The organism is Pseudomonas sp. Pme6b (assembly GCF_058129925.1).
In genome coordinates this window covers 3,387,985-3,408,317 of record NZ_CM176704.1, presented here as the reverse complement: position 1 = coordinate 3,408,317, position 20,333 = coordinate 3,387,985, and the positions used below count along the sequence as shown (strand labels likewise).

Below are 20,333 nucleotides of genomic sequence, written 5' to 3'. Positions count from 1 at the left end.
AGGTTTATTAAAAATTTCCAGTCGAAAAGTGTTCATTTTAATGACATGTCTATACTGACATGTTGAATATATGAACATGGATACATCAATGTCCTCACAGTCTGCGACCTTCAGCGTGCAAGACCTCGGATACCTCACAGCATTGGGGACTGTGGCACTCAACAGCGGTCCCATACCCGAACTGGAGCAGGCCTGGCGGGCGCGCCTGAGTGGCGTTGACGAGCGCCCGGCGACGGTCAGGAAGGTTATTTGGGATTCCTGGGGACGCAGCATCGCAGGCGGCGTGAACCCGGAAGACAGCGACTACCGGTTTGTCGACCCTCAACACCTTGCGGCTACTCTGGCGGCCAATCGGGTTTTGATTGCCGCAGCAGCTCAAGTGATGCGCGGCTTGCTTGCCTATAACCCGAGAGGCCATATCAACCTCACCGATGCTGATGGCACCACACTGTATTTTTGCGGGCTGGATCTGACGCCGGTAGGTACGCGCTTGCTGGAGTCGGTGCAGGGCACCAACTGCACCGGGCTGGCCCTGGCTGAAGATTCCCTGGTGTATGTACTGGCAGAGGAAAACTTCGGTACAGGCCTTCGTCAGCGGCGGATGCATTGCGCTGCGGCGCCAATCCGCAATGCCCAAGGCAAGACCCTGGCGATGCTGACTCTGACCGCAGAACCTGGCTGGTTCCATTTTCATACGCTCGGCACTGTCCAGGCGGCAGCCGAGGCCGTCTCGCGGCAAATGGCCTTGCAGGCGCTGCTGGAAGAACAGCAAACCGTGCTCGAAGTGCTCAACGAAGGTTTGGTGGTACTGGACGAACGAGGCTGTATAAAAGCACTCAATCGCTATGCCCGGCAGCTTTTTCGGGTCGGCCTGGATTTGCTGGGCAGCCCGTTCCAGCGTCTGGGGCGCAGTGATTTGAACGAACAGATTCTGGCGCGTATCGGTGAAGGGCTGCGGGACCTGGACTGCACCTTTGAACTGCATGATTTCAGCCAGTTGTCCTGTCTGGTTTCGGTATGCCCACTGGAGCAGGGCGGGCGCGTGGTGTCGCTGCGAGAAAATCGGCGCATTCGGGAGATCACCCGGCGAATTATCGGCACTCAGGCCCGTTACACGTTCGAGACCATTCAGGGCCGTTCACGGGCGATTGCAGATGCCGTGCATTTTGGGCGGATCGCCAGTCGCAGCGATTCCACCACCTTGATTCTTGGCGAAAGCGGCACCGGCAAGGAGTTGTTCGCCCAGGCGATCCATAATGCGAGTGACCGCAATAGCGGGCCTTTTGTAGCGGTCAACTGTGGCGCGATTCCCCGGGACCTGGTGCAAAGCGAGCTGTTCGGCCATGTCGAGGGCGCATTCACGGGTTCGGCTAAAGGCGGGTCGGCGGGCAAGTTCGAACTGGCCGATGGCGGCACGATCTTTCTTGATGAGATCGGCGACATGTCCTTCGACGCGCAGGTCAGCCTTTTACGGGTGTTGCAAGAGGGCGAAGTGACCCGGGTCGGGGCGAAAAGCTCGCGATCAGTGGATGTACGCATCATTGCCGCCACTCACCGTAACTTGAGTCAGGCAGTGGCCGAAGGCGCCTTTCGTGAAGATCTGTATTACCGACTCAACGTGCTCAACCTGACCGTACCGCCGCTGCGTATGCGTCGGGAAGACATTGCCTTGCTGGCGCAACATTTTCTTGATCGTTGTGCCCGTTCATTGCGCAAGTCAGTGCTGGGGCTTTCTGCGCAAGCCCTGGAATTGCTGGTGGCTTATAGCTGGCCGGGCAACGTGCGAGAGCTGGAAAACAGCATTGAGCGCGCGACCAATCTGGCCACGGGTGAGCTCGTCCAGCCCGCCGATCTGCCCCTTGAAATCAGGCAGCGGAGCGGCCCCGCAGTGCCGGGCCGGCTGCCAGTGCCTTTGGCGGCCCATGACCTTGGCACCCACGAAATGCACGCGATTATTGCGGCGCTCGAAAGCACCCGAGGCAATATTCGCCTCGCTGCTCGACAGCTGAACGTTTCCCGCGGCGGGCTGTACAACAAAATGAGTCGATTCGGCTTGAACGCCGCCGATTTTCGAGGGCTCTGACGCCGGTCAGGCGTCGGTATTCTCCGAGGTCACGATCTGTAGCGGTACATACACCCGGTGCCTGAGCGGATCGAAGCTGTTGACGGTCTGCAACTCGATCAGCAGATTTACCAGTGCCTCGGCAATTTGAAGAGGCTGGGAGTCGATCACCACGTCAACCAGCCCGTTCGCGAGTGCGAGGCGCGACAGTTCGGTGGACTCCTGCAAAATGCAGCACAGCGCTGGACGTCTGGGCAGTTGCGCGAGGGCACTGATGATGCCGTCGCCACCACCGCCCACCACGCACAGCCCGCGCAGATCGTCATGATTGCCCAGCAATTCCAGGCTCGCCTCTTCGGTGATATCGCAGTTGTCGAGGTTGATCAGCGGCACCAGAGGACATAACCCCGGCGCATGCTCTGCCAGGTAACTGTGTAGCCCTTCAACCCGCGCCTGATGACCGAGAAAGCGATGGCCGCCGAGCAGAATGCCGATGCTGCCTTTGCGAGCACCGCAGGTACGTGCCAGCAGCCAGCCCATGGTGCGTCCGACCTGATAATTGTCCTGACCGACGTAAGGCTCATCGGCCTTCTCATGTATGTCTGAAAGCAGCGCTATCACCGGGACGCCAGCCTGGCGAATCTGTTCAAGAGCAGCGTTGATCAGCGGGTGGGCGAAGCTGACCACCGCCAGGCCGTCACATTGCACTGCCAGTTGTTCGAGTTGGGCAACGATGGCGGCCGGGCTGCGATCAGTCACGTATTCGAACTGGCAGGTCAGATTGGCCCCGATACGACGTTGCGCGGCCTGGCCAATGGCCTGAGCGAGGTTGGCATAGAACGCCTGGGCGGTGTTCAGCAACAGAATGCCGAAACGGTAAGTGGGACGTTGCTCGACAATGCGCTGCGCAATCAGCCGTGCGGCGAAATAACCCACTGCTTCCGCGGCCTTCAGCACCTGCTCGGCGGTAGCGGGGTTTACCGGAGCGCGGGCGTTGAGCACGCGATCGACAGTCGCGACACTCAAGCCTGCCTGCGCGGCAACAGTCGCGATGGTGGGGCGCTTATTGTTATTCATGACATGCCCTTGAAGCGGCTTGATAGAAAACTATCAAGCACCGCAGATGCTCGATGATAGCTTGATAGTGAATGTATTCAAGGCCTTGAGAGGGGGGTGGGTGCTCTCTATATTTTCTTACGCAAAGTTCCTGAAACTTCACACTTGCGGAGAATAATAACAATGCCTCAAGACACTGCAGCCTGTCAGCGCGACTATAGCCTGACCGGCCCCGAACCTGCCCGTGCAGCGGAAAAAGGCCTGGTATCTGCCGAGTGGTACCAGTCGCCCATATCCCGTCAACGCATGAAACAATTGATGCAGCGCCGCGACGGCCCGGCCTTGCTCGACACCGCGATTTGGTTGCTGGCGCTGCTGGTCAGCGGTTTTGGCGGCTACTGGTTCTGGGGTTCCTGGGCATGTGTGCCGTTCTTCCTGGCTTATGGCGTTCTTTACGCCACAGCCTCCAACCCGCGCTGGCACGAGACTGGCCACGGCACCGCGTTCAAGACCCGGTGGATGAATGACGGGTTGTACCAGGTGGCCAGTTTCATGTGCATGTTCGAGCCACATGTATGGCGCTGGAGCCATGCGCGGCATCATACCGACACTATCGTGGTAGGTCGCGCCCCGGAAATTGTCGAGCCACGGCCGCCGAGCCTTGTGATGATGTTCCTGAGCCTGTTTCAGATTCCCTTGCTGATCAAAACAATGGGCGGCGTGTGCCGACATGCTTTTGCGCACATGAGCGAGCAAGAGAAGGATTTCATCCCGGTGTCCGAATGGCCCAGAGTGTTTCTGGCCGCGCGTATCTGGTTCGCCATTTATGCCGGAGTGGTTGCTGCGGCACTGTATCTGCAAAGCTGGTTACCCCTCATGTACGTCGGTTTGCCCATGCTTTATGGCGGCTGGCTGTCTTACCTGTTCGGCCTTACTCAACATGTGGGGCTGGCTGAAGACGTGCTCGATCATCGCAGCAACTGCCGCACTATCTACATGAACCGCGTGCTGCGCTTTCTGTACATGAACATGAACTATCACCTTGAGCACCATATGTACCCGATGGTGCCGTATCACGCGTTGGCGCAACTTCATGAAGAGATCCGCCACGACTGTCCGCCGCCTTATGCCAGCCTCGGCGAAGCCTTCAAGGAAATTATTCCAACCCTCCTGAGGCAGCGCCGCGACCCGACCTACTTCATCAAGCGCCAGGTGTCACATGCTTCAGCGCCTGCCACCGCCGCACGTCCCCAGCCTGAAGCGACCTCCGGCTGACACTTTCCGGTTGTTCCCGAACGAGAGAGAAAAACCATGAACAATCAATGGATTGATGTATGCGCCGTGGGCGAAATTGATGAAGAAGACGTCATGCGCTTCGATCACGGCCCGCATACCTATGCCGTATACCGTTCCGCCGACAACGAATTTTTCGCCACGGCGGGCCTGTGCACCCACGAAAAGATTCACCTCGCCGACGGGCTGGTAATAGATCACGTCATCGAATGCCCTAAACATAACGGCCGCTTCGACTATCGCAATGGCAAAGCCCTGGGAGCACCCGTGTGCGTCAATCTCAAGACCTTTGCCGTACGGGTCGAAGCCGGGCGGGTTTTGCTTGCGGTCAGTGACTGAAAATCAGGAGTGCATGCCATGAATGCTCCATTGATTATCGTTGGCGCGGGTCATGCAGGTGGCCGTGCAGCGCTGACCTTGCGCGATCAGGGTTACGCTGGCCGACTGATACTGATCGGCGCCGAGCCGCACGTGCCGTATGAGCGCCCACCTTTGTCCAAGGGCGTGCTGCGAGGCTCCGTGGACCTGGCCGGTTGCAGCCTGTGTGCGGACACGCGCCTCACTGAGCTGGGTATCGAGCATCTGACCGACAACCCGGTAAAGAGCCTCGACCCGCAGGGTCATCGCCTGCAGTTGGCTGACGGCGATGAGTTGCCTTACAGCCGATGCTGTTGGCGACCGGGGGCAGGGCGCGTTGCCTGGCACAGATCCCCAGGCACCTGAGCAATGTTTTCTACCTGCGCACCCACGATGAAGCATTGGCGTTGCGGGGTGCCTTGATCCACGGTTCACGCCTGGTGATCATCGGTGCCGGGTTCATTGGCCTTGAAGTTGCGGCGACGGCGCGGGCTCTAGGCTGCCAGGTGACGTTGCTCGAAGCAGGCCCTCGTCTGGCCGGGCGCGTCTTGCCTGAAGAAGTGTCCCGGGCATTGCTGGATTTGCATCGGCAGCACGGCGTCGATGTACAACTCAATGTCGTGCTTGAAGGCGTGCAAGGCAATGAGCGCGCCGAGTCAGTGCTGCTGGTCGACGGCCGGAGTGTGCTTTGTGACGCAGTGGTTGTCGGCGTTGGCATGCAGCCGAACATCGAGCTTGCAGTAGCGGCTGGCCTTGCCGTGGGGCAAGGGATTCGTGTCGACGATCGACTGCGCACCAGCGCCCCGGACATCTTCGCCGCCGGTGATGTGTGTGAGTATCGCCTGCACCCGGAGGGGGTATATCAGCGGCAGGAGACCTGGCGCAACGCCGAAGCGCAGGGGCGCCACAGCGCATTGAATATGCTGGGGTACGATCTTCCGTTCCAGGAGGTGCCCGGCTTCTGGTCCGATCAGTACGACTGGAGCGTGCAGACAGTCGGTGTAACCACGCAGCCCCTGCCTTCAGCCAGCCGCGCATTGGCCTGCGGTGGGCGGTTGCTGTTCTACCTGGATGCGCAACAACGACTGCAGGGGGCCTGTGGCCTGGCGCTGGGCAACAGCGTTGCCAAAGATATCAAGCTGTGTGAGCGCCTGATCGTTGCCCGAACTCCGCTGAGCGTCACCATGCTCAACGACCCCGAGTGTTCGCTCAAACAACTGCTGAGGCTCTGACATGGACACATTTCTGGTATTTCAGTCGCTATGGGCCATGCAGGACCATCGTGGCCAGTGTGACGTTCCCATCGAGGCGCAACTGGACAGAATTGCCGCCGCCGGCTTTGACGGGATCACCGACCATTACTGGCATGCCCCCGATGTCATGCGGCTGCATGCCGCCGCAGAGGCCCGTGGCTTACAGATTGAAGGTCAGCTATTCCCACAGACAGTAGCCGATCTGGACAGGGCGCTTGAAGTTGCTTGCCGCTACGGTTGTCACCACCTGACTCTGCAGGCCGATGCACGTCCGCGGACGCTGGCCCAGGCGATCACGTTGATCGAGGGCTGGCAGCGTCTGGCCGAGCAGGTGGACTTTCCGGTTCTGCTGGAAACTCACCGTTACCGCCTTACCAGTGATCTGTTGTTTACCCTCGACGTGCTGGCGCAGATGCCGGACCTCAAACTGTTGGCTGATTTGTCCCACTACGTGGTAGGTCGGGAGTTGCCCGAGTCGGCGACGGCCGAGGACGACGAGCACATTCACAGCATCTTGCGCCATAGTTGGGGCTTTCACGGCCGTATAGCCAATAGTGAACAAGTGCAGGTGCCTTTGAGCTTTGCACAACACCGCCCCTGGCTTGAGCGGTTTTCAGCCTGGTGGCGTTACGGTATTGAAGATTGGCTGGCTCGACCGAATAAACCAGCCAGCCTGTCGCTGGGCCCACCCCCGTATGCAATCACAGGGAGTGACGGGCGCGAAATTTCAGATCGCTGGAGCGAGGCACTGTTACTCAAGGATCTGATTCGCGGAATCTGGAATGATTGCCGGGCAAGGGTCTGACGGGTTCAGCCCGCTTGATGCGAATAGTGAACTCTTCAAAAGCATACCGATGTGTACATTTTAGGTTGACGACCCATCGCCAACGGTTTAAAACTATACACGTCGGTACAGTTTTGGTGGTCTCGCAGTTCATTGCAGACTGACACACATCCAGAACAGTCCGGCAGCGCCTCGCAGAGCAGTCTGATGATGATCGATTAAATGCCGTGCAACGCGGTAAGTCGCGATCATGGATGGCCCTGCATCAGGCAAGAGAGTGCTCCGAGATACAGTGCCTCTGGAAAACGTGCTTCTGGATAAACAGTCCCGGGATATTACCAGTGCCCTTCAAAGGTACTGCCCGTTACGGTGCGTGCCTGATAGTGGTCGGGCTCTGGGATTGACGGTGAGTGCTTGAATTTCAATAACCTGATCACGCTGGAGAGTTCTGCATGCACTACGTTAAAAACATGAAGTTGGCCGGGCTGTTGTTATTGGTTTTTCTGGTCACGGGGTGTGCCAGTCACGAGCCGTCGCCTTATTCAGGAATCGAGTCATCACTTGAAATGCGGCCCAACAAACAGGACAGCTCGGGTCGTATTCCCTTCAAGTACTCGACGTCAGTCAACTGGAACCAATACGATAAAGTAATGCTTGAACCTGTGGTGATCTACTCGGGAGCGGATGCGCAATTTTCAGACCTGGAGCGCAACGAAAAGACCGTCCTGGCCAACGACATGACAGTCAGGTTCTCTGAAGCCCTGGGCAAGCATTTCCGGTTCACCGACACACCTTCACGCGGGACAATGCGCATTCGCCTCACCCTGACCGGGGCCGAGACCACTGTTACCGGGCTGTCTACATTCTCGCGATTCGATATCGGCATGGGGTCATATAACCTCGTTCAGGCCTCCAGAGACCGTGAAGGTACGTTTACCGGGTCCGTCAGCTACGCGGTCGAGATTTACGATGCGTCCACTTCGCAGCTTCTGGAGTCCTATGTCACTCGGCAATACCCTAAGGTTTATGACATAAGCTCGACCTTCGGGCGCTTGTCGGCGGCGCAGGCCGGCATTTCCAGAGGCGCAGATGAGCTGGTCGAGCTGTTGCTCTCAAAGTAGAGCAGCCTTGGGAAGCCCGGCCTCATAGCCGGGTCTTCCTGTCAGTCGAACACCTGAGAACTGAAAATGCTATTTATGAATAATAAAATAAATATAAATCAAAAATAATAATATTAGCTTATGACCAAATAGAATTATATTTTCAAAATTGATTCCGTTATGTTTGGTTTCAACAGCCTACCCCTTACCTCGGATGGTACCAATCGTTATCGGGATTCTGCGCTTCAGGCCGCCGTCGAGTGCGCCATGACCGAGGGATAAACCATTCCCCTCAAGCAGAATCGTTGGAAGGGAGTTCGACGTATGTTGCCTGTTCAAGCCTGCCACTGGCTTTATTCCTCTCGCCCTGTCGTTACCAGGCGCTGCGCGACACTTCTGCCGCCAACCGGCTTCTCACCCCACCGCTAGCTCATCGCGCAGGTTTTACCTGCACAGCCTGAAACGTGCGTACCGCGCTGTCCCGACGACAGCAGGAGCGCCCGACTTTGCGATTTGCATGCATGGCTTCAATGACGGCCATGTCTGGAGTGGATATGAAGCAAGCCTTACACCGTGCCCGAGCGTTGTCTGTTGCGCCGGGTTTCTGCCCGCTGGCGTTGGCGATAGGGAGCGTGTTGCTGTCAGGGGCGATTCAGGCCGAGGAAAAAACCTCCGAGGATGAGCGTCGCACCTTGTCCACCGTAGTAGTCACCGGTAATCGCGGTGCCGAGCAGCGCACCGTGACCAGCAGCCCGGTGCCGATCGATGTGGTCAGTGCCAAACAATTACAGAGTACTGGCAAGCCCGGCCTGATGGAGGCATTGAGCGCGGTCATCCCATCTCTGACACTGCCGGAAAAAACCGGTTGGGACGCCAGCGGCATTGCCCGTGCGCCCAACTTGCGTGGTTTAAGTGCCGCCGAGGTGCTGGTGTTGGTCAATGGCAAACGCCGCCATACCAGCGCGACTCTTAATATCAACGGCATCAACACCGGCGCTGCGCCGGCAGACCTCGATCTGATCCCGATCAGCGCCATTGATCATGTCGAAGTGTTACGCGATGGCGCGGCGGCTCAATATGGCTCCGATGCCATTGCCGGGGTGATTAACGTCATCCTCAAGGCCGACACCAGCGGCGCCTCGGTGACCAACGCCGGGCTCGGTTATGACGGCAAGAAGCAGACCGTGCAGCAAAGCCTCAACAAAGGCTTTGAGATTGGCGACGGCGGTATCGTGCAACTGGCGCTGGATGCCCGCAGCCAGAATGACGACAACAAGGCCAGCGCCAATGGCTACAGCTACGAACAAGCCTACGACCTGGCGGGCAAGTCCACGTATGGCGGTTACGGCACGCCGAAAACCAATCTGCTGACCCTGGGTTACAACGCCGAGCTGCCGATCGATGGCAGTTTCAGTCTGTATTCCTTCACCACCTATTCGCGTCGCAAGGCCGAGCAGGGGCAGAATTTTCGCCTGCCGACCATCACCAACACGATCACCACCGGGCCCAATGGTTATCCGGCGGGATACACGCCGACCTGGTACATCGATGAAGACGATTTTCAGGCTGCGTTTGGCGGTAAAGGTACGCTCGGTGAATGGGACTGGGATCTGTCCAGCACTTACGGGCGCAACGAGGCGGAGCAGGGCACCACGCATAACCAGAACCCGTCGCTGGGTGAGGCCACGCCCAACAGCTTCACCTCAGGAACGTGGATCTCCACCGAGCTGACCACCAATCTGGACTTCAAACGCGGCTTCGACGTCGGCCTGCAAAAGCCCCTCGACGTGTCTTACGGCTTTGAGCATCGGCGCGACACCTATGAGGTGCAGGCGGGCGACTATGAATCCTATGCCAACGGCGGCTACTGCGTTGCGCCAGGCAACTGTGCATCTTCAGGCGCGCAGGTCACTAACGGCATTTCGCCGGATGAAGAAAGCAGCGCCTCGCGCAACAGTGTCGCCAGTTATGTCGACGTAGGCTTCAACCCTGTGCCTGACTGGTATGTCGGCAGCGCATTGCGCTATGAACATTACAACCAAGGTGTGGGCGCGACCCGCAGCGGCAAGCTGACCACACGCTACGACTTCACCCCGCAGTTCGCCGTTCGCGCTACCGTCAGCAATGGCTTTCGTGCGCCATCCCTGGCCAACAGCCTGTTCAGTGCACGTTCGACCACTTACGGCGTGGTGGACGGCGTGTATCAGTCGATCAATTACGGCGTATTGCCGACCGGCTCGGGTGCCGCCAGAGCGTTGGGTGCCGAGGACCTCAAGCCGGAGCGCTCCACCAACTTCAGCCTCGGTTTCACCCTGACGCCTACCGATCAGCTGACCCTGACCGCCGACGCCTACGTGATCAATCTGCGTGACCGCATCACCCTGACCGGCACTCTGCTGGGTGATGAAGTCACTCAGGTGCTGCTCAACAACGGCATCGATTCAACGTCGGGCGGCCAGTATTTCATCAACGGTGCCGACACCCGCACCAAGGGTCTGGATCTGGTCAGCAACTACAGCCAGGACCTTGGGCAGTTCGGGGCGGTGAAGTGGACGGCGGCGTTCAACTGGAATCAGACAAAGATCCTCAGCTACAAGGAATCCACCTCGATCCTCGGTACTTCCTATGAGCTGATGGACCGCGAAGCGCGCAATCTGATTACCGGCGTGCAGCCGCGTACCAAACTGATTCTGGGCGGCGACTGGAGCATCGAGCGCTTCAACCTGAACCTGGCGCTGACCCGTTACGGTTCCTACAAAGAGGTCAACTCCTCAACCAATCGCGATCTGGATCGGGTGTACAGCGCCAAGTGGATCACCGATCTGGACCTCGGCTACAACCTCAGCAAAAACCTCAACGTTGCCATCGGCGCAAAGAACCTGTTCGACATCTATCCAAAGAAACAGGGGGTTCCCAGCAGCACCATGGTCAGCAGTTACGGCACCTATTCGCCCTACGGTTTTACCGGCGGTTACTACTACACCCGGCTGACTTACGCCTTTTAAGGCCAGCACCTGAAAACCCCTATTGAGTGCGAGGAACAAGCATGCCCACTGTCGCCAAACCCTATGACTTCATCGACGAGACCAGCCGTTACCCGCTGCGCCAGAGCCGGGTAGCACAACCACCGATCAAGGCGTTGCAAGTAGTACCCGCCCGGCATCCCGGTCGCTGGGTGGGGTCGATATTCGCTGCACTGGTGCTGGTCGCCATCGTGCATTCGCTGGCGACCAATCCGCGCTGGGAGTGGGGCGTGTTCGGGCAATGGTTCTTCTCGCCGTCAGTGCTGCGCGGCCTGGCCCAGACGTTGTTGCTGACACTGCTCAGCACCGTGTTCAGCATCATTCTCGGCACGGCGCTGGCGCTGGCACGCCTGTCGGGCTCACCGCTGCTGGCGGCGCTGGCCTGGGGCTACATCTGGTTTTTCCGCTCGATGCCGGCGCTGCTGGTGTTGATCATTCTCTACAACTTCGCCTACCTGTACGACCACATCGTACTGGGTGTGCCGTTTACCGATCTGGTCTTCGCCGAATGGTCAACGGTCGACGTGCTCAGTCAATTCACCGTGGCGGTCCTGGGCTTGAGCCTGATGCAGGCGGCGTATACCGCAGAAATCATTCGTGGCGGGCTGATCGGTGTCGATGCTGGCCAGCATGAAGCCGCCGCAGCCCTGGGCTTGCCGGCTTCGCGTCGGGTTTTCCGCATCATTTTGCCCCAGGCACTGCGCTCGATCCTGCCTTCGGGCTTCAACGAAATCATCGGCCTGGTCAAAGGCACTTCCATTGTTTACGTGCTGGCCTTGCCTGAGCTGTTTTACACCGTGCAGGTCATCTACAACCGTACCCAAGCGGTGATTCCGCTGCTGATTGTTGCCACTGTCTGGTATCTGATCATTACCACGCTGTTGACCAGCGCGCAGTACTACGTCGAGCGACACTTTGCTCGTGGCACGGCGCGTGTTTTGCCGCCCACGCCCTTGCAGCGAGTGCGCGGCTGGTTGAAGGAGAAGCATCATGAGTGAAGCCTCTGCACCCGTGCGCGCAGGGCGCATTCAGATCCAGGGCGTGGGCAAACGCTTTGGCAGCCAGCAGGTGCTCAGGGATATTGACCTGAGCATTGAGCCGGGCAAGGTCACGGTGATTCTCGGGCCGTCCGGCTCGGGCAAGTCCACGCTGTTGCGCACCATTAACCACCTGGAAAAGATCGACAGCGGTTACATCACCATCGACGGCGACTACGTTGGTTATCGGCGCAAGGGTGATCTGCTCTATGAGCTCAAGGAGCGCGAAATCCTCAAGCGGCGCATCGAGGTCGGCTTCGTATTCCAGAATTTCAACCTGTTCCCGCACCTCACTGCCTGGGAAAACATTGCTGAAGCACCGTTGGCCCATAAACGCTGGAGCAAGGCCGAGGCGCAGGCAAGAGCAGGTGAACTGCTGGCCAGGGTTGGCCTGGCAGACAAAGTGGACGCTTACCCACGCCAGCTTTCCGGAGGCCAGCAACAGCGCGTCGCCATTGCCCGTGCGTTGGCGCTGGACCCCAAGGTGCTGCTGTTTGATGAACCTACCTCAGCCCTCGACCCCGAGCTGGTCGGCGAGGTACTGGATGTCATCAAAGGGCTCACGCAACTGGGTGTCACGCTGGTGGTCGTCACCCACGAGATCGGCTTCGCCCGGGAAGTGGCGGATCACGTGGTGTTTCTCTGCGATGGCCAGTTGATTGAGCAAGGCCCCCCGGAACAAGTGTTCCACCAACCCCGACACCCTCGCACCGCTGCCTTTCTCGGCAAGGTGCTGTGAATTTCCCGCTTTCAAGGAGTGATTGCTGATGCTAGTGAATACCGCCCGCGTAGCCCTGCTGACGATAGCCGTCAGCGTGGCGCAAAGTGCTTTTGCTTCCACCGCGCAACCGGTCGACCTCAGTCCTGACCGGCAACGCATTCATGTACCGCGCAACGAAGCGGCCATTGCGCAGATCCCGGCGGGCTTCAAGTTTGCCCAGCCAGGCAAGTTCACCGTGGCCGTCTCCGGTGTGGCGGGGCCGCCCCTGGCGCTGCTGGCCAATGATGACAAGACCACCATCGGCAGCGAGGCCGACACCGCGCAACTGGTGGCGGACAGCCTGGGCCTGCAATTGAACGTGGTGCAGACCAGTTGGGAGGACTGGCCACTGGGCGTCAGTTCGGGCAAATACGACGCAGTCATCAGTAACGTCACCGTGACCGAAGCGCGCAAGAAACGCTTCGATTTCGCCACCTACCGCCAGGATGTCCTGGGCTTCTATGTCAAGACCAACAGCAAAATCAGCGAGATAAAACAGGCGTCGGACATCGCGGGGCTGAAGATCATCGTCGGCTCCGGCACCAATCAGGAAAAGGTCCTGTTGGTGTGGAACGAGGCTAACGAAAAGGCTGGTATCAAGCCTGCGCTGTTGCAGTATTTCGATGATCAGGCGGCTGCGCAGCTTGCCATTCAGTCGGGGCGCAGTGATGCGCTGTTCGGGCCCAATTCGGTGTATGCCTACTCGGCCGCCATCACCGGAGGCATCAAGCGGGTCGGCACGGTTAACGGCGGCTGGCCACTGCAGGCTGATATCGCCGTGACCACGCGCAAGGACAACGGTCTGGTCAAACCGATTCATACCGCCCTTGAAGGCGCGATTGCCGGCGGGCAGTACGAGCAAGTGTTGCAGCGCTGGGGCCTGGATGTGGAGCGCGTCGACAAGTCGCTGATCAACCCGCCCGGCTTACCGGATTGAGGCCTTCAAGGGAGCAAATGACATGGGACTGACACGACGTGAAGCACTTTCCAGCATTGCTGCGGTAGGTGGCGAAAAAGCCGTCAAGGACGCGCTTGCGGTACTGGGGCTGGGGCCTTCATCACACCGGCGGCCAAAACCTCTTAAACTCGGAAGCGGGCTGGGGCAGGGCACTCGCGTACTGGTGCTGGGTGCCGGAATCGCCGGGCTGGTGACTGCGCTGGAATTGACGCGGGCAGGGTTTACCGTGCAAGTGCTGGAGGCCCGTGATCGAGTGGGCGGCCGCAACTGGACGTTGCGCAGCGGCGATCAGGTGGACTACAAGGACGGTCGCACGCAGACCGTGGGCTTTGATCCCGGGCTGTATTTCAATGCCGGGCCAGCGCGGATTCCCAGCCAGCACCGCACGCTGCTCGACTATTGCAGCGAGCTGGGGGTGCCGCTTGAAGTGCTGGTCAACAGCAGCCATGGCGCTCAGGTCCGCCCGGACCTGCAACAGCCCACGTTCACTGTCGGCCAGGCTATCAACGACGCCCGCGGCCACCTCTCGGGTCTACTGGCCACGGCGGTGCAGCGCGATGCTCTGGACGATGTGTTGAGCGGCGAAGAGCGTCAGCGCCTGTTAGCGTTTTTGCAGGTGTATGGCGACCTCTCGCAGGAACTGGCTTATGAGGGCAGCCTGCGTTCCGGACATCAGGAGTCGCTCTCGCATCCGGGGGCATTGCCGACCAGTGCGCAGCCGGTAGGGCTGGAGCGCCTGCTGCATCCCGAGCTGTGGGGCGCGCTGCTGCACACTGAGTTTCCCGAGTTCTCGGCGACCATGTTTCAGCCGGTCGGCGGTATGGACCGCATCACCGACGCCTTTTACCAGCGCCTCACTGAACAGGTGCAACTGGGCGCGCAGGTGCGCCAGATTCGTCAACTGGAAGACGGTGTGGCGGTCACCTATCACGACAGACACAGCGGCCGCGAACAGGTAGTACGCGCCGATTACCTGGTCTCGACCCTGCCGTTGCCGTTGCTGGCCAGGCTGGATACCGACTTCAGCAAGCCGGTCAAGGCTGCTTTGCTGAGCACCCGCAACGATCAGGCGACCAAGGTGGCGTGGCAATCCCCGCGCTTCTGGGAAACCGATTACCGCACCTATGGCGGGTTGTCCTGGATCGACCATCCGGCGCGCCTGCTGTGGTACCCGAGCAATGACTTGAACACCCGCGATGGCCTGCTCGTCGCCGGTTACGTGACCGGGGAGGGTGCCGACGTGTTCGGCGCGAAACCGTTCGAGGCGCAATACGCAGCCTCCAGAGAGGCGGTCGAACTGCTGCATCCCGGTTACTCGCATCACCTGCGTAACCCGTTGGCCGTGTCCTGGGAGCAGATTCCTTACAGCGAAGGCCCGTGGCTGCAACGCGAACATTTCCCGGCCGACGCCAGCGCCTTGCTGGATGAACCTCATGGCCGGGTTTACTTCGCTGGCGACGGGCTGGTGCAGAGCGGCGTGGGTATCTGGCAGGAATCAGCCGCCAATTCGGCGCGCCATGTGGTCGGGCAACTGGCCGAGCGGGTTATCCAGCAACGACAGACGGCGGCCCTCACGGCGTCCTGAGCCTTTATTGCAGCATCAACATCCATTGAGGAGTGACACCATGAGCGACAGCATTCAACGTACCAGCGTCGGCGATTTTCCAATCTCGCAAACCGTGACTGTGCCTGCCTCGGCCATTCTGGTGTTCATCAGCGGCACTTTGCCCGACCTTGCCGACCCACACGCTCCGGCGGGTACGCCTGCCGCCTATGGCAACACTGAAGTGCAGAGCGTTTCGGTGTTCAACAAACTGCGCAATATCCTCCGGCAACAGGACCTTGATCTGGGCGATATCGTGCAGTTGCGGGTGTTTCTGGTGGGGGCCGAGGAAACCGGCGGCAAGCTTGACTTTGCAGGCCTGCAGGCCGGTTACACGCAGTTTTTCGGCACCCCCGAGCAACCCTTGAAACCTGCGCGCACCGCTTTGCAGGTGGTGGCGCTGCCGTTGCCCGGTGCGCTGATCGAAGTGGAAGCGGTAGCGGCCAGGCAGGCTTGAGCACCTTTCCTTCCCGGTAGCCTTTAAAGCGAGGGCTTCGATGGGTCAGCCTTTATCGGGCACAACGTTTTCCCAGTGCATCAGTAGATCTTCGCGCAGCATGCCCAATGCCTGTCGTTGGGTCTTCAGGTCTGGTGAGAAAAATGCCGCATCAAATATGATGCCCATTCGCTCCTGGCTCTGCTCTGCTTGCAATTGCGCCTTTTTCGCCTGCTCGGGTTGCATGTCCGAGAAACTGAACACCGGGAGCATATTGCGTGACCAGCTCTCGGGCAAAGGCTGACCGCTGGCGAGCAAGGCACCGGCATAACACTCAGCCAATTGCTGCGAGCCGCGCATCATTCCGGCTCTGTACAACTCCTGCTCGGTGCGGCTTGACGCAAGCCGGGGATAGATCTGGGCAGCGGCTTTGGCGACTTCACTGATGGCGTCATCGTCGCCGCCGAAGAACGCTTTCAGCAGCGTATCTTCGCCGACAGCACCTTCAATACGTTTCGCCGCAGCGGGCCATGAGTCTCCTGTGGCCAGTTTGAAACCGTGATAAGGGTCTTTGGCCAGAGGGATAGGCAAGAGGCGTTTCGGCGTGGGTAGTTTTTCCGTCAGATGAGTGGTCAGGCCTTCGTTCAAGGCTTTCCAGTGCCGATGATCAATGTGACGACCCCTGAACTCCGGGTGGGTGTAACAGTGTATGAACTCGTGCCCTGCGACCTCGGCCGGGTGACTTTCAAGCGCAATGTTGGGGTTCAGCTTCACCTGACGGGTTTTAACGTTCCACTGACCTGCGACGCCAGGGGGAATGTCGTGAGTGACGTCTGCCTTTGCTTTGAAACAGTTACTGTCTTTGGGAATGTAGGCGCCGTAACGCTCCAGAACCGTTCTGTTTCCCTGATCCAGATCGTTCTGAGAAGAGCGATGCTTTAAACTCATGGCCGCCCATATACTGCCTCCAGGATCTTTTGCAAAATCATCCGGATGCCTTGTCAATCGACATCCTGTCGAGAGCGCAAGGGTTCCTACCATCAGTTTCACAAAAAGCCTGACTGGATCAATCCCCGGCTCTCGCCGAGCGCGTGCAGCTCCATTGTTGTCTGCAGCCGCGCTGCCTGAGTTTTCCTGAGCCGCCTGCGGTTCTCCACCTGACGATGTGCCGGACGCTCGTAGGCGTAACGACGATGGCGCGTCCATCGGTGGCAGTGGTCGCTGACCTTGCGCTGCATCCAGTCGCATTGGCGTGGGGCTTGTGGGGCCCTCGACGGCATGGGAAGCAGCGGCTTGTGCGGTAGGGGCAATCCCGTTCAACGTCGGCTTGTTCAACATGGGCTCTGTCCTCAGCGCTAACGCAGGCGCTGCGCGGTGTTACGCAACTCCTGCGTTGTTTCGGCAAAGTTAGCCAGCAGATTTTCGAATCGGGTCTTGTCCAGTGCGAGAAAGTCATGCTCGTAGGAATACACCAACGTGTTCTCGTCCGGGTTGATGGTCAACGCGCCGCGTCGTAGCCGCAGGCCCGGAAAAGCATGGGCAAGCAGCTTGCGCAAGAGGATGTCGTCCTGAGGGTCGGCACGCAGATCGATGATCTCTGCCAACATCGTGAGGCTATCGCCGTTCACATGCAGTGTGAGGTTCATTCCTTCCTGCCACTGTACGGCCTGTGTCGCAGAATTTCCGTTGGCCGCCTGACCACGCCTATCAAGCAGCTTTTGTAGAGTGGAGGATGAGTTCATTGCCAGTATCCGTAGAAAACCATATCGACGGTGAGTGGCTGGAACGCACGCTGTGGTTCCCGGTATCTCGATTAACCTGTGGGAACTGTCGAGACCGGCAACTCCAGAATAAAGTGGTCAGCACAACCTCTGACTTCTGCGAATCACCGCCGTCCGGCCCGTGTGCTCACGTCCACCCACACCGCCAGCACGAGGATGCCGCCCTTGACGATCATCTGCCAGTAACTGTCGACGTCGAGCATGGACATGCCGTTATCGAGACTGGTGATGACCAGCGCGCCAAGCAGGGCACCGTAGACAGTGCCCGAGCCGCCGCGCATGGACGTGCCGCCGATAAAACAGGCGGCAATGGCGTCCAGTTCGCCCATGTTGCCGGCCGAGGGAGAGCCTGCAGCCAGGCGTGCGGTATTGACCAGCCCGGCGAAGGCACACATGACGCCCATGATGCCGAAGATCCACAGTTTTACGGCCTGTACGTTGATGCCGGATAACCGCGTGGCTTCCATGTTGCTGCCCACCGCATAGACGCGCCGTCCGAAAACCGTCTGGCTGGTGACATAACTGAACATACCGAGCAGGACCAGCAACAGCAATACCGGAACGGGGATTCCGTCGTAGCTGTTGAGCACATAGACAAACCCGCCCAACACAGCGCCGATCAATACCACGCGTAACACATCACGGATCATCGAATGTGCCGCCAGCCCGTGCAGGGCTCTATTGCGCCGTTGTTTCCAGGTCAGGAACAGCGTCAGGGCCAGCAACAGTACGCCAAGCGCTGTACCGACAGAGTGCGGCAAATATCCCTGGCCGACGTAGACCAGCGAAGGCGATACCGGGGCGATGGTCGTGCCGCCGGTAATCCCCAGAAGAATGCCGCGAAAGGCCAGCATACCGCCCAGCCCGACAATGAAGGAGGGAATACGCAGGTAGGCCGTCATGTAGCCGTTTGCCAGACCGATCATCAAGCCGCACAGGGCCACCAGACTCAGATTGGCCAGCAGCGGCACGTGGTAAACCACATCCAGAATCGCCGCCAGCCCCCCGAGCAGGCCCAGCAATGAACCCACCGACAGGTCGATCTCGCCACTGATGATCACCAATACCATGCCGCAAGCCAGAATGCCGGTGATGGACATCTGCCGCAGCAGGTTGGAAAGGTTGCGCGGGGTCAGAAACCCTCCATCGGTCTGCCAACTGAAGAACAGCCAGATCACTGCGATGGCAATCACCAGCGCAAGCATTTTGTAGCGGGTGAAGAACTGTTTGACCTGGTTCATCTATGCGGTCTTCCGGGCATTATTGTCAGGGGCATCGGGGTGGCTGAGCGCAGCGGCGAGCACCTGTTCCTGAGTGAGTTCATGGTTGATGAAGTCGCCGCGCAACTGGCCTTCGCCAATCACCAGCACACGGTCGGAGACTCCCAGTACTTCGGCCAGCTCCGAAGAGACCATGATGATTGACACACCTTCGGCCGCCAGCGCGCCCATCAGCTTGTAGATCTCGTACTTGGCACCCACATCGACGCCACGGGTCGGTTCGTCGAGAATCAGAACGCGCGGGCGGGTCAGCAGCATCTTCGCCAGCACGGCTTTCTGCTGGTTGCCACCGGACAGGCTGGTGATCGGCAGGAACGGGCTGGCCGTCTTGAGGTGCATGCGCGAGATTTCCCGGTCGATGCTGCCCAGCTCGGCTTCGGCATCGATGCGGGTCATTTTCGAGTAGGTATCGAGAACCGCGAGGGTGATGTTCTGACCAACGCCCAGGTCCGGAATAATGCCCTGACGCTTACGGTCTTCCGGGACCATGCACAGGCCGGCGCGGATTGATTTGAGCGGCGTGCGCGTGTCGACAGGTTGGCCGTCCAGCCACACTTCGCCGGTATATCGGCCCGGGTAGGCACCGAACAGAGCGGACACCAGTTCGGTGCGACCCGCGCCTACCAGCCCGGCAATGCCGAGAATTTCCCCGCGCTTGAGAGCAAACGAAATGTCGTCGACCCGTTTGCGTCCGGGGTTATCGACGTCGTAACAGGTAATGTTTCGCGCCTCGAAAATCACCTCGCCGATCTCATGGGGTTCGGTGGGGTAAAGGTTGCTCATTTCGCGACCGACCATCTGGGTGATGATCTTCGGGATGTCCATGTCCGACATTGCGGTGGTGGCGATGTGCTTACCATCGCGGATCACCGAAATGGTGTCGCACACGGCCGCCACTTCATCGAGTTTGTGCGAAATGTACACGCACGCCACGCCCTTGGCTTTCAGATCACGAATGATGTCCAGCAGCACCTCGATTTCCGAGCGGGTCAGGGCCGAGGACGGCTCGTCGAGGATCAACAGACGAGCTTTCTTGTTCAGTGCCTTGGCGATTTCCACCAGTTGCTGATAACCGCCGCCGTACTGGGAAACCGGCAGAGCCACGTTCATGTCTGGCACTTTGAGCTCACGCATCAACACTTCGGCGCGATGGATCATGGCCGGGTAGTTCATGCGCCCACCCGGGAGCGTCAGTTCATGACCCATGAAGATGTTTTCGGCCACCGACAGGTCAGGCACCAGCGTGAGTTCCTGATGAATGATGACGATACCGGCTGCTTCCGTTTCGCTGATTGACTGCGCCTTGAGGGGGTTACCATCCCAGAGGATCTCGCCGTCCCAGGTGCCGTAGGGGTAAACCGCTGACAGCACCTTCATCAGCGTGGACTTGCCCGCGCCGTTTTCGCCGCACAGGCCGACGCATTCACCGGGCCGGACCTTTATGTCAATGCCGTTCAGGGCTTTGACGCCGTCAAAGGTTTTGACGATGCCGTTCATTTGCAACAGATAGTCGGACATGGCACAGGCTCACACGGGGATCCAAGGGCGTG

The 20,333-nt window shown here is 59.1% G+C and carries 15 protein-coding genes and 2 pseudogenes; 12 read left to right on the top strand and 5 right to left on the bottom strand.

Features of this window, described 5'->3' with window-relative positions; genetic code table 11:
• Positions 1-88: 88 nt before the first annotated feature.
• Entirely contained in the window at positions 89-2,083 is a 1,995-nt protein-coding gene (locus tag AC4ANE_RS15380) for a sigma-54 interaction domain-containing protein (RefSeq protein WP_002553351.1), read from the top strand.
• 6 nt (positions 2,084-2,089) lie between these two features.
• On the opposite strand, the pseudogene AC4ANE_RS15375 reads toward AC4ANE_RS15380, so the two are convergent.
• A pseudogene (locus AC4ANE_RS15375) lies at positions 2,090-3,180 on the bottom strand (LacI family DNA-binding transcriptional regulator).
• A gap of 121 nt (positions 3,181-3,301) precedes the next feature.
• On the opposite strand from AC4ANE_RS15375, the gene AC4ANE_RS15370 reads away from it, so the two are divergent.
• The 11 genes and pseudogenes from AC4ANE_RS15370 (at position 3,302) to AC4ANE_RS15320 (ending at position 15,743) form a co-directional block, all read left to right on the top strand.
• Complete coding sequence (locus tag AC4ANE_RS15370; RefSeq protein ID WP_460408390.1) at positions 3,302-4,393, top strand: fatty acid desaturase family protein; 1,092 nt, start codon at positions 3,302-3,304, stop codon at positions 4,391-4,393.
• Positions 4,394-4,429: 36 nt separating this feature from the next.
• Positions 4,430-4,750: a MocE family 2Fe-2S type ferredoxin gene (locus tag AC4ANE_RS15365; RefSeq protein ID WP_002553354.1), complete on the top strand. Its 321-nt coding sequence runs from the start codon at positions 4,430-4,432 to the stop codon at positions 4,748-4,750.
• Between the two features lie 18 nt (positions 4,751-4,768).
• Positions 4,769-6,000, top strand: a pseudogene (locus AC4ANE_RS15360) (NAD(P)/FAD-dependent oxidoreductase).
• A 1-nt stretch (position 6,001) separates the two neighbouring features.
• A complete protein-coding gene (locus tag AC4ANE_RS15355) occupies positions 6,002-6,826 on the top strand; it encodes a sugar phosphate isomerase/epimerase family protein (protein ID WP_002553357.1) in 825 nt (274 codons plus the stop codon).
• A gap of 431 nt (positions 6,827-7,257) precedes the next feature.
• A complete protein-coding gene (locus tag AC4ANE_RS15350; protein WP_002553358.1) occupies positions 7,258-7,926 on the top strand; it encodes a DUF3313 domain-containing protein in 669 nt (222 codons plus the stop codon).
• Positions 7,927-8,459: 533 nt separating this feature from the next.
• Positions 8,460-10,910, top strand: a complete 2,451-nt coding sequence (locus AC4ANE_RS15345) for a TonB-dependent receptor plug domain-containing protein (RefSeq protein ID WP_002553359.1) — start codon at positions 8,460-8,462, stop codon at positions 10,908-10,910.
• A 41-nt stretch (positions 10,911-10,951) separates the two neighbouring features.
• Entirely contained in the window at positions 10,952-11,926 is a 975-nt protein-coding gene (locus tag AC4ANE_RS15340) for an amino acid ABC transporter permease (protein WP_002553360.1), read from the top strand.
• On the top strand, positions 11,919-12,704 hold the full coding sequence (locus AC4ANE_RS15335; RefSeq protein WP_031597061.1) for an amino acid ABC transporter ATP-binding protein: 786 nt from the start codon (positions 11,919-11,921) through the stop codon (positions 12,702-12,704). Before AC4ANE_RS15340 ends, AC4ANE_RS15335 begins: the two co-directional genes overlap by 8 nt.
• Before the next feature lie 28 nt (positions 12,705-12,732).
• Entirely contained in the window at positions 12,733-13,662 is a 930-nt protein-coding gene (locus AC4ANE_RS15330) for an ABC transporter substrate-binding protein (RefSeq protein ID WP_044324819.1), read from the top strand.
• A 22-nt stretch (positions 13,663-13,684) separates the two neighbouring features.
• On the top strand, positions 13,685-15,268 hold the full coding sequence (locus AC4ANE_RS15325) for a flavin monoamine oxidase family protein (RefSeq protein ID WP_460408388.1): 1,584 nt from the start codon (positions 13,685-13,687) through the stop codon (positions 15,266-15,268).
• A gap of 40 nt (positions 15,269-15,308) precedes the next feature.
• Entirely contained in the window at positions 15,309-15,743 is a 435-nt protein-coding gene (locus AC4ANE_RS15320) for a RidA family protein (protein ID WP_002553364.1), read from the top strand.
• A 45-nt stretch (positions 15,744-15,788) separates the two neighbouring features.
• Here the strand turns inward: AC4ANE_RS15320 and AC4ANE_RS15315 are convergent, their stop codons facing one another.
• From AC4ANE_RS15315 to xylG, 4 genes are all read right to left on the bottom strand, one after another.
• On the bottom strand, positions 15,789-16,670 hold the full coding sequence (locus AC4ANE_RS15315) for a hypothetical protein (protein WP_005777017.1): 882 nt from the start codon (positions 16,668-16,670) through the stop codon (positions 15,789-15,791).
• 407 nt (positions 16,671-17,077) lie between these two features.
• On the bottom strand, positions 17,078-17,368 hold the full coding sequence (locus tag AC4ANE_RS15310) for a CesT family type III secretion system chaperone (protein WP_004665222.1): 291 nt from the start codon (positions 17,366-17,368) through the stop codon (positions 17,078-17,080).
• Positions 17,369-17,607: 239 nt separating this feature from the next.
• Positions 17,608-18,744: a sugar ABC transporter permease gene (locus AC4ANE_RS15305; protein WP_460408386.1), complete on the bottom strand. Its 1,137-nt coding sequence runs from the start codon at positions 18,742-18,744 to the stop codon at positions 17,608-17,610.
• Positions 18,745-20,301 (bottom strand): D-xylose ABC transporter ATP-binding protein, encoded by a 1,557-nt coding sequence (gene xylG / locus AC4ANE_RS15300; protein WP_002553368.1) that lies wholly within the window; start codon positions 20,299-20,301, stop codon positions 18,745-18,747.
• Positions 20,302-20,333 lie beyond the last annotated feature (32 nt).

Coding starts and splice junctions, on each gene's coding strand:
- AC4ANE_RS15370 (WP_460408390.1), top strand. CDS start 3,302: ATGCCTCAAGACACTGCAGCCTGTCAGCGCGACTATAGCCTGACCGGC.
- AC4ANE_RS15330 (WP_044324819.1), top strand. CDS start 12,733: ATGCTAGTGAATACCGCCCGCGTAGCCCTGCTGACGATAGCCGTCAGC.
- AC4ANE_RS15335 (WP_031597061.1), top strand. CDS start 11,919: ATGAGTGAAGCCTCTGCACCCGTGCGCGCAGGGCGCATTCAGATCCAG.
- AC4ANE_RS15320 (WP_002553364.1), top strand. CDS start 15,309: ATGAGCGACAGCATTCAACGTACCAGCGTCGGCGATTTTCCAATCTCG.
- AC4ANE_RS15345 (WP_002553359.1), top strand. CDS start 8,460: ATGAAGCAAGCCTTACACCGTGCCCGAGCGTTGTCTGTTGCGCCGGGT.
- AC4ANE_RS15340 (WP_002553360.1), top strand. CDS start 10,952: ATGCCCACTGTCGCCAAACCCTATGACTTCATCGACGAGACCAGCCGT.
- AC4ANE_RS15310 (WP_004665222.1), bottom strand. CDS start 17,368: ATGAACCTCACACTGCATGTGAACGGCGATAGCCTCACGATGTTGGCA.
- AC4ANE_RS15355 (WP_002553357.1), top strand. CDS start 6,002: ATGGACACATTTCTGGTATTTCAGTCGCTATGGGCCATGCAGGACCAT.
- AC4ANE_RS15305 (WP_460408386.1), bottom strand. CDS start 18,744: ATGAACCAGGTCAAACAGTTCTTCACCCGCTACAAAATGCTTGCGCTG.
- xylG (WP_002553368.1), bottom strand. CDS start 20,301: ATGTCCGACTATCTGTTGCAAATGAACGGCATCGTCAAAACCTTTGAC.
- AC4ANE_RS15380 (WP_002553351.1), top strand. CDS start 89: ATGTCCTCACAGTCTGCGACCTTCAGCGTGCAAGACCTCGGATACCTC.
- AC4ANE_RS15350 (WP_002553358.1), top strand. CDS start 7,258: ATGCACTACGTTAAAAACATGAAGTTGGCCGGGCTGTTGTTATTGGTT.
- AC4ANE_RS15315 (WP_005777017.1), bottom strand. CDS start 16,670: ATGAGTTTAAAGCATCGCTCTTCTCAGAACGATCTGGATCAGGGAAAC.
- AC4ANE_RS15325 (WP_460408388.1), top strand. CDS start 13,685: ATGGGACTGACACGACGTGAAGCACTTTCCAGCATTGCTGCGGTAGGT.
- AC4ANE_RS15365 (WP_002553354.1), top strand. CDS start 4,430: ATGAACAATCAATGGATTGATGTATGCGCCGTGGGCGAAATTGATGAA.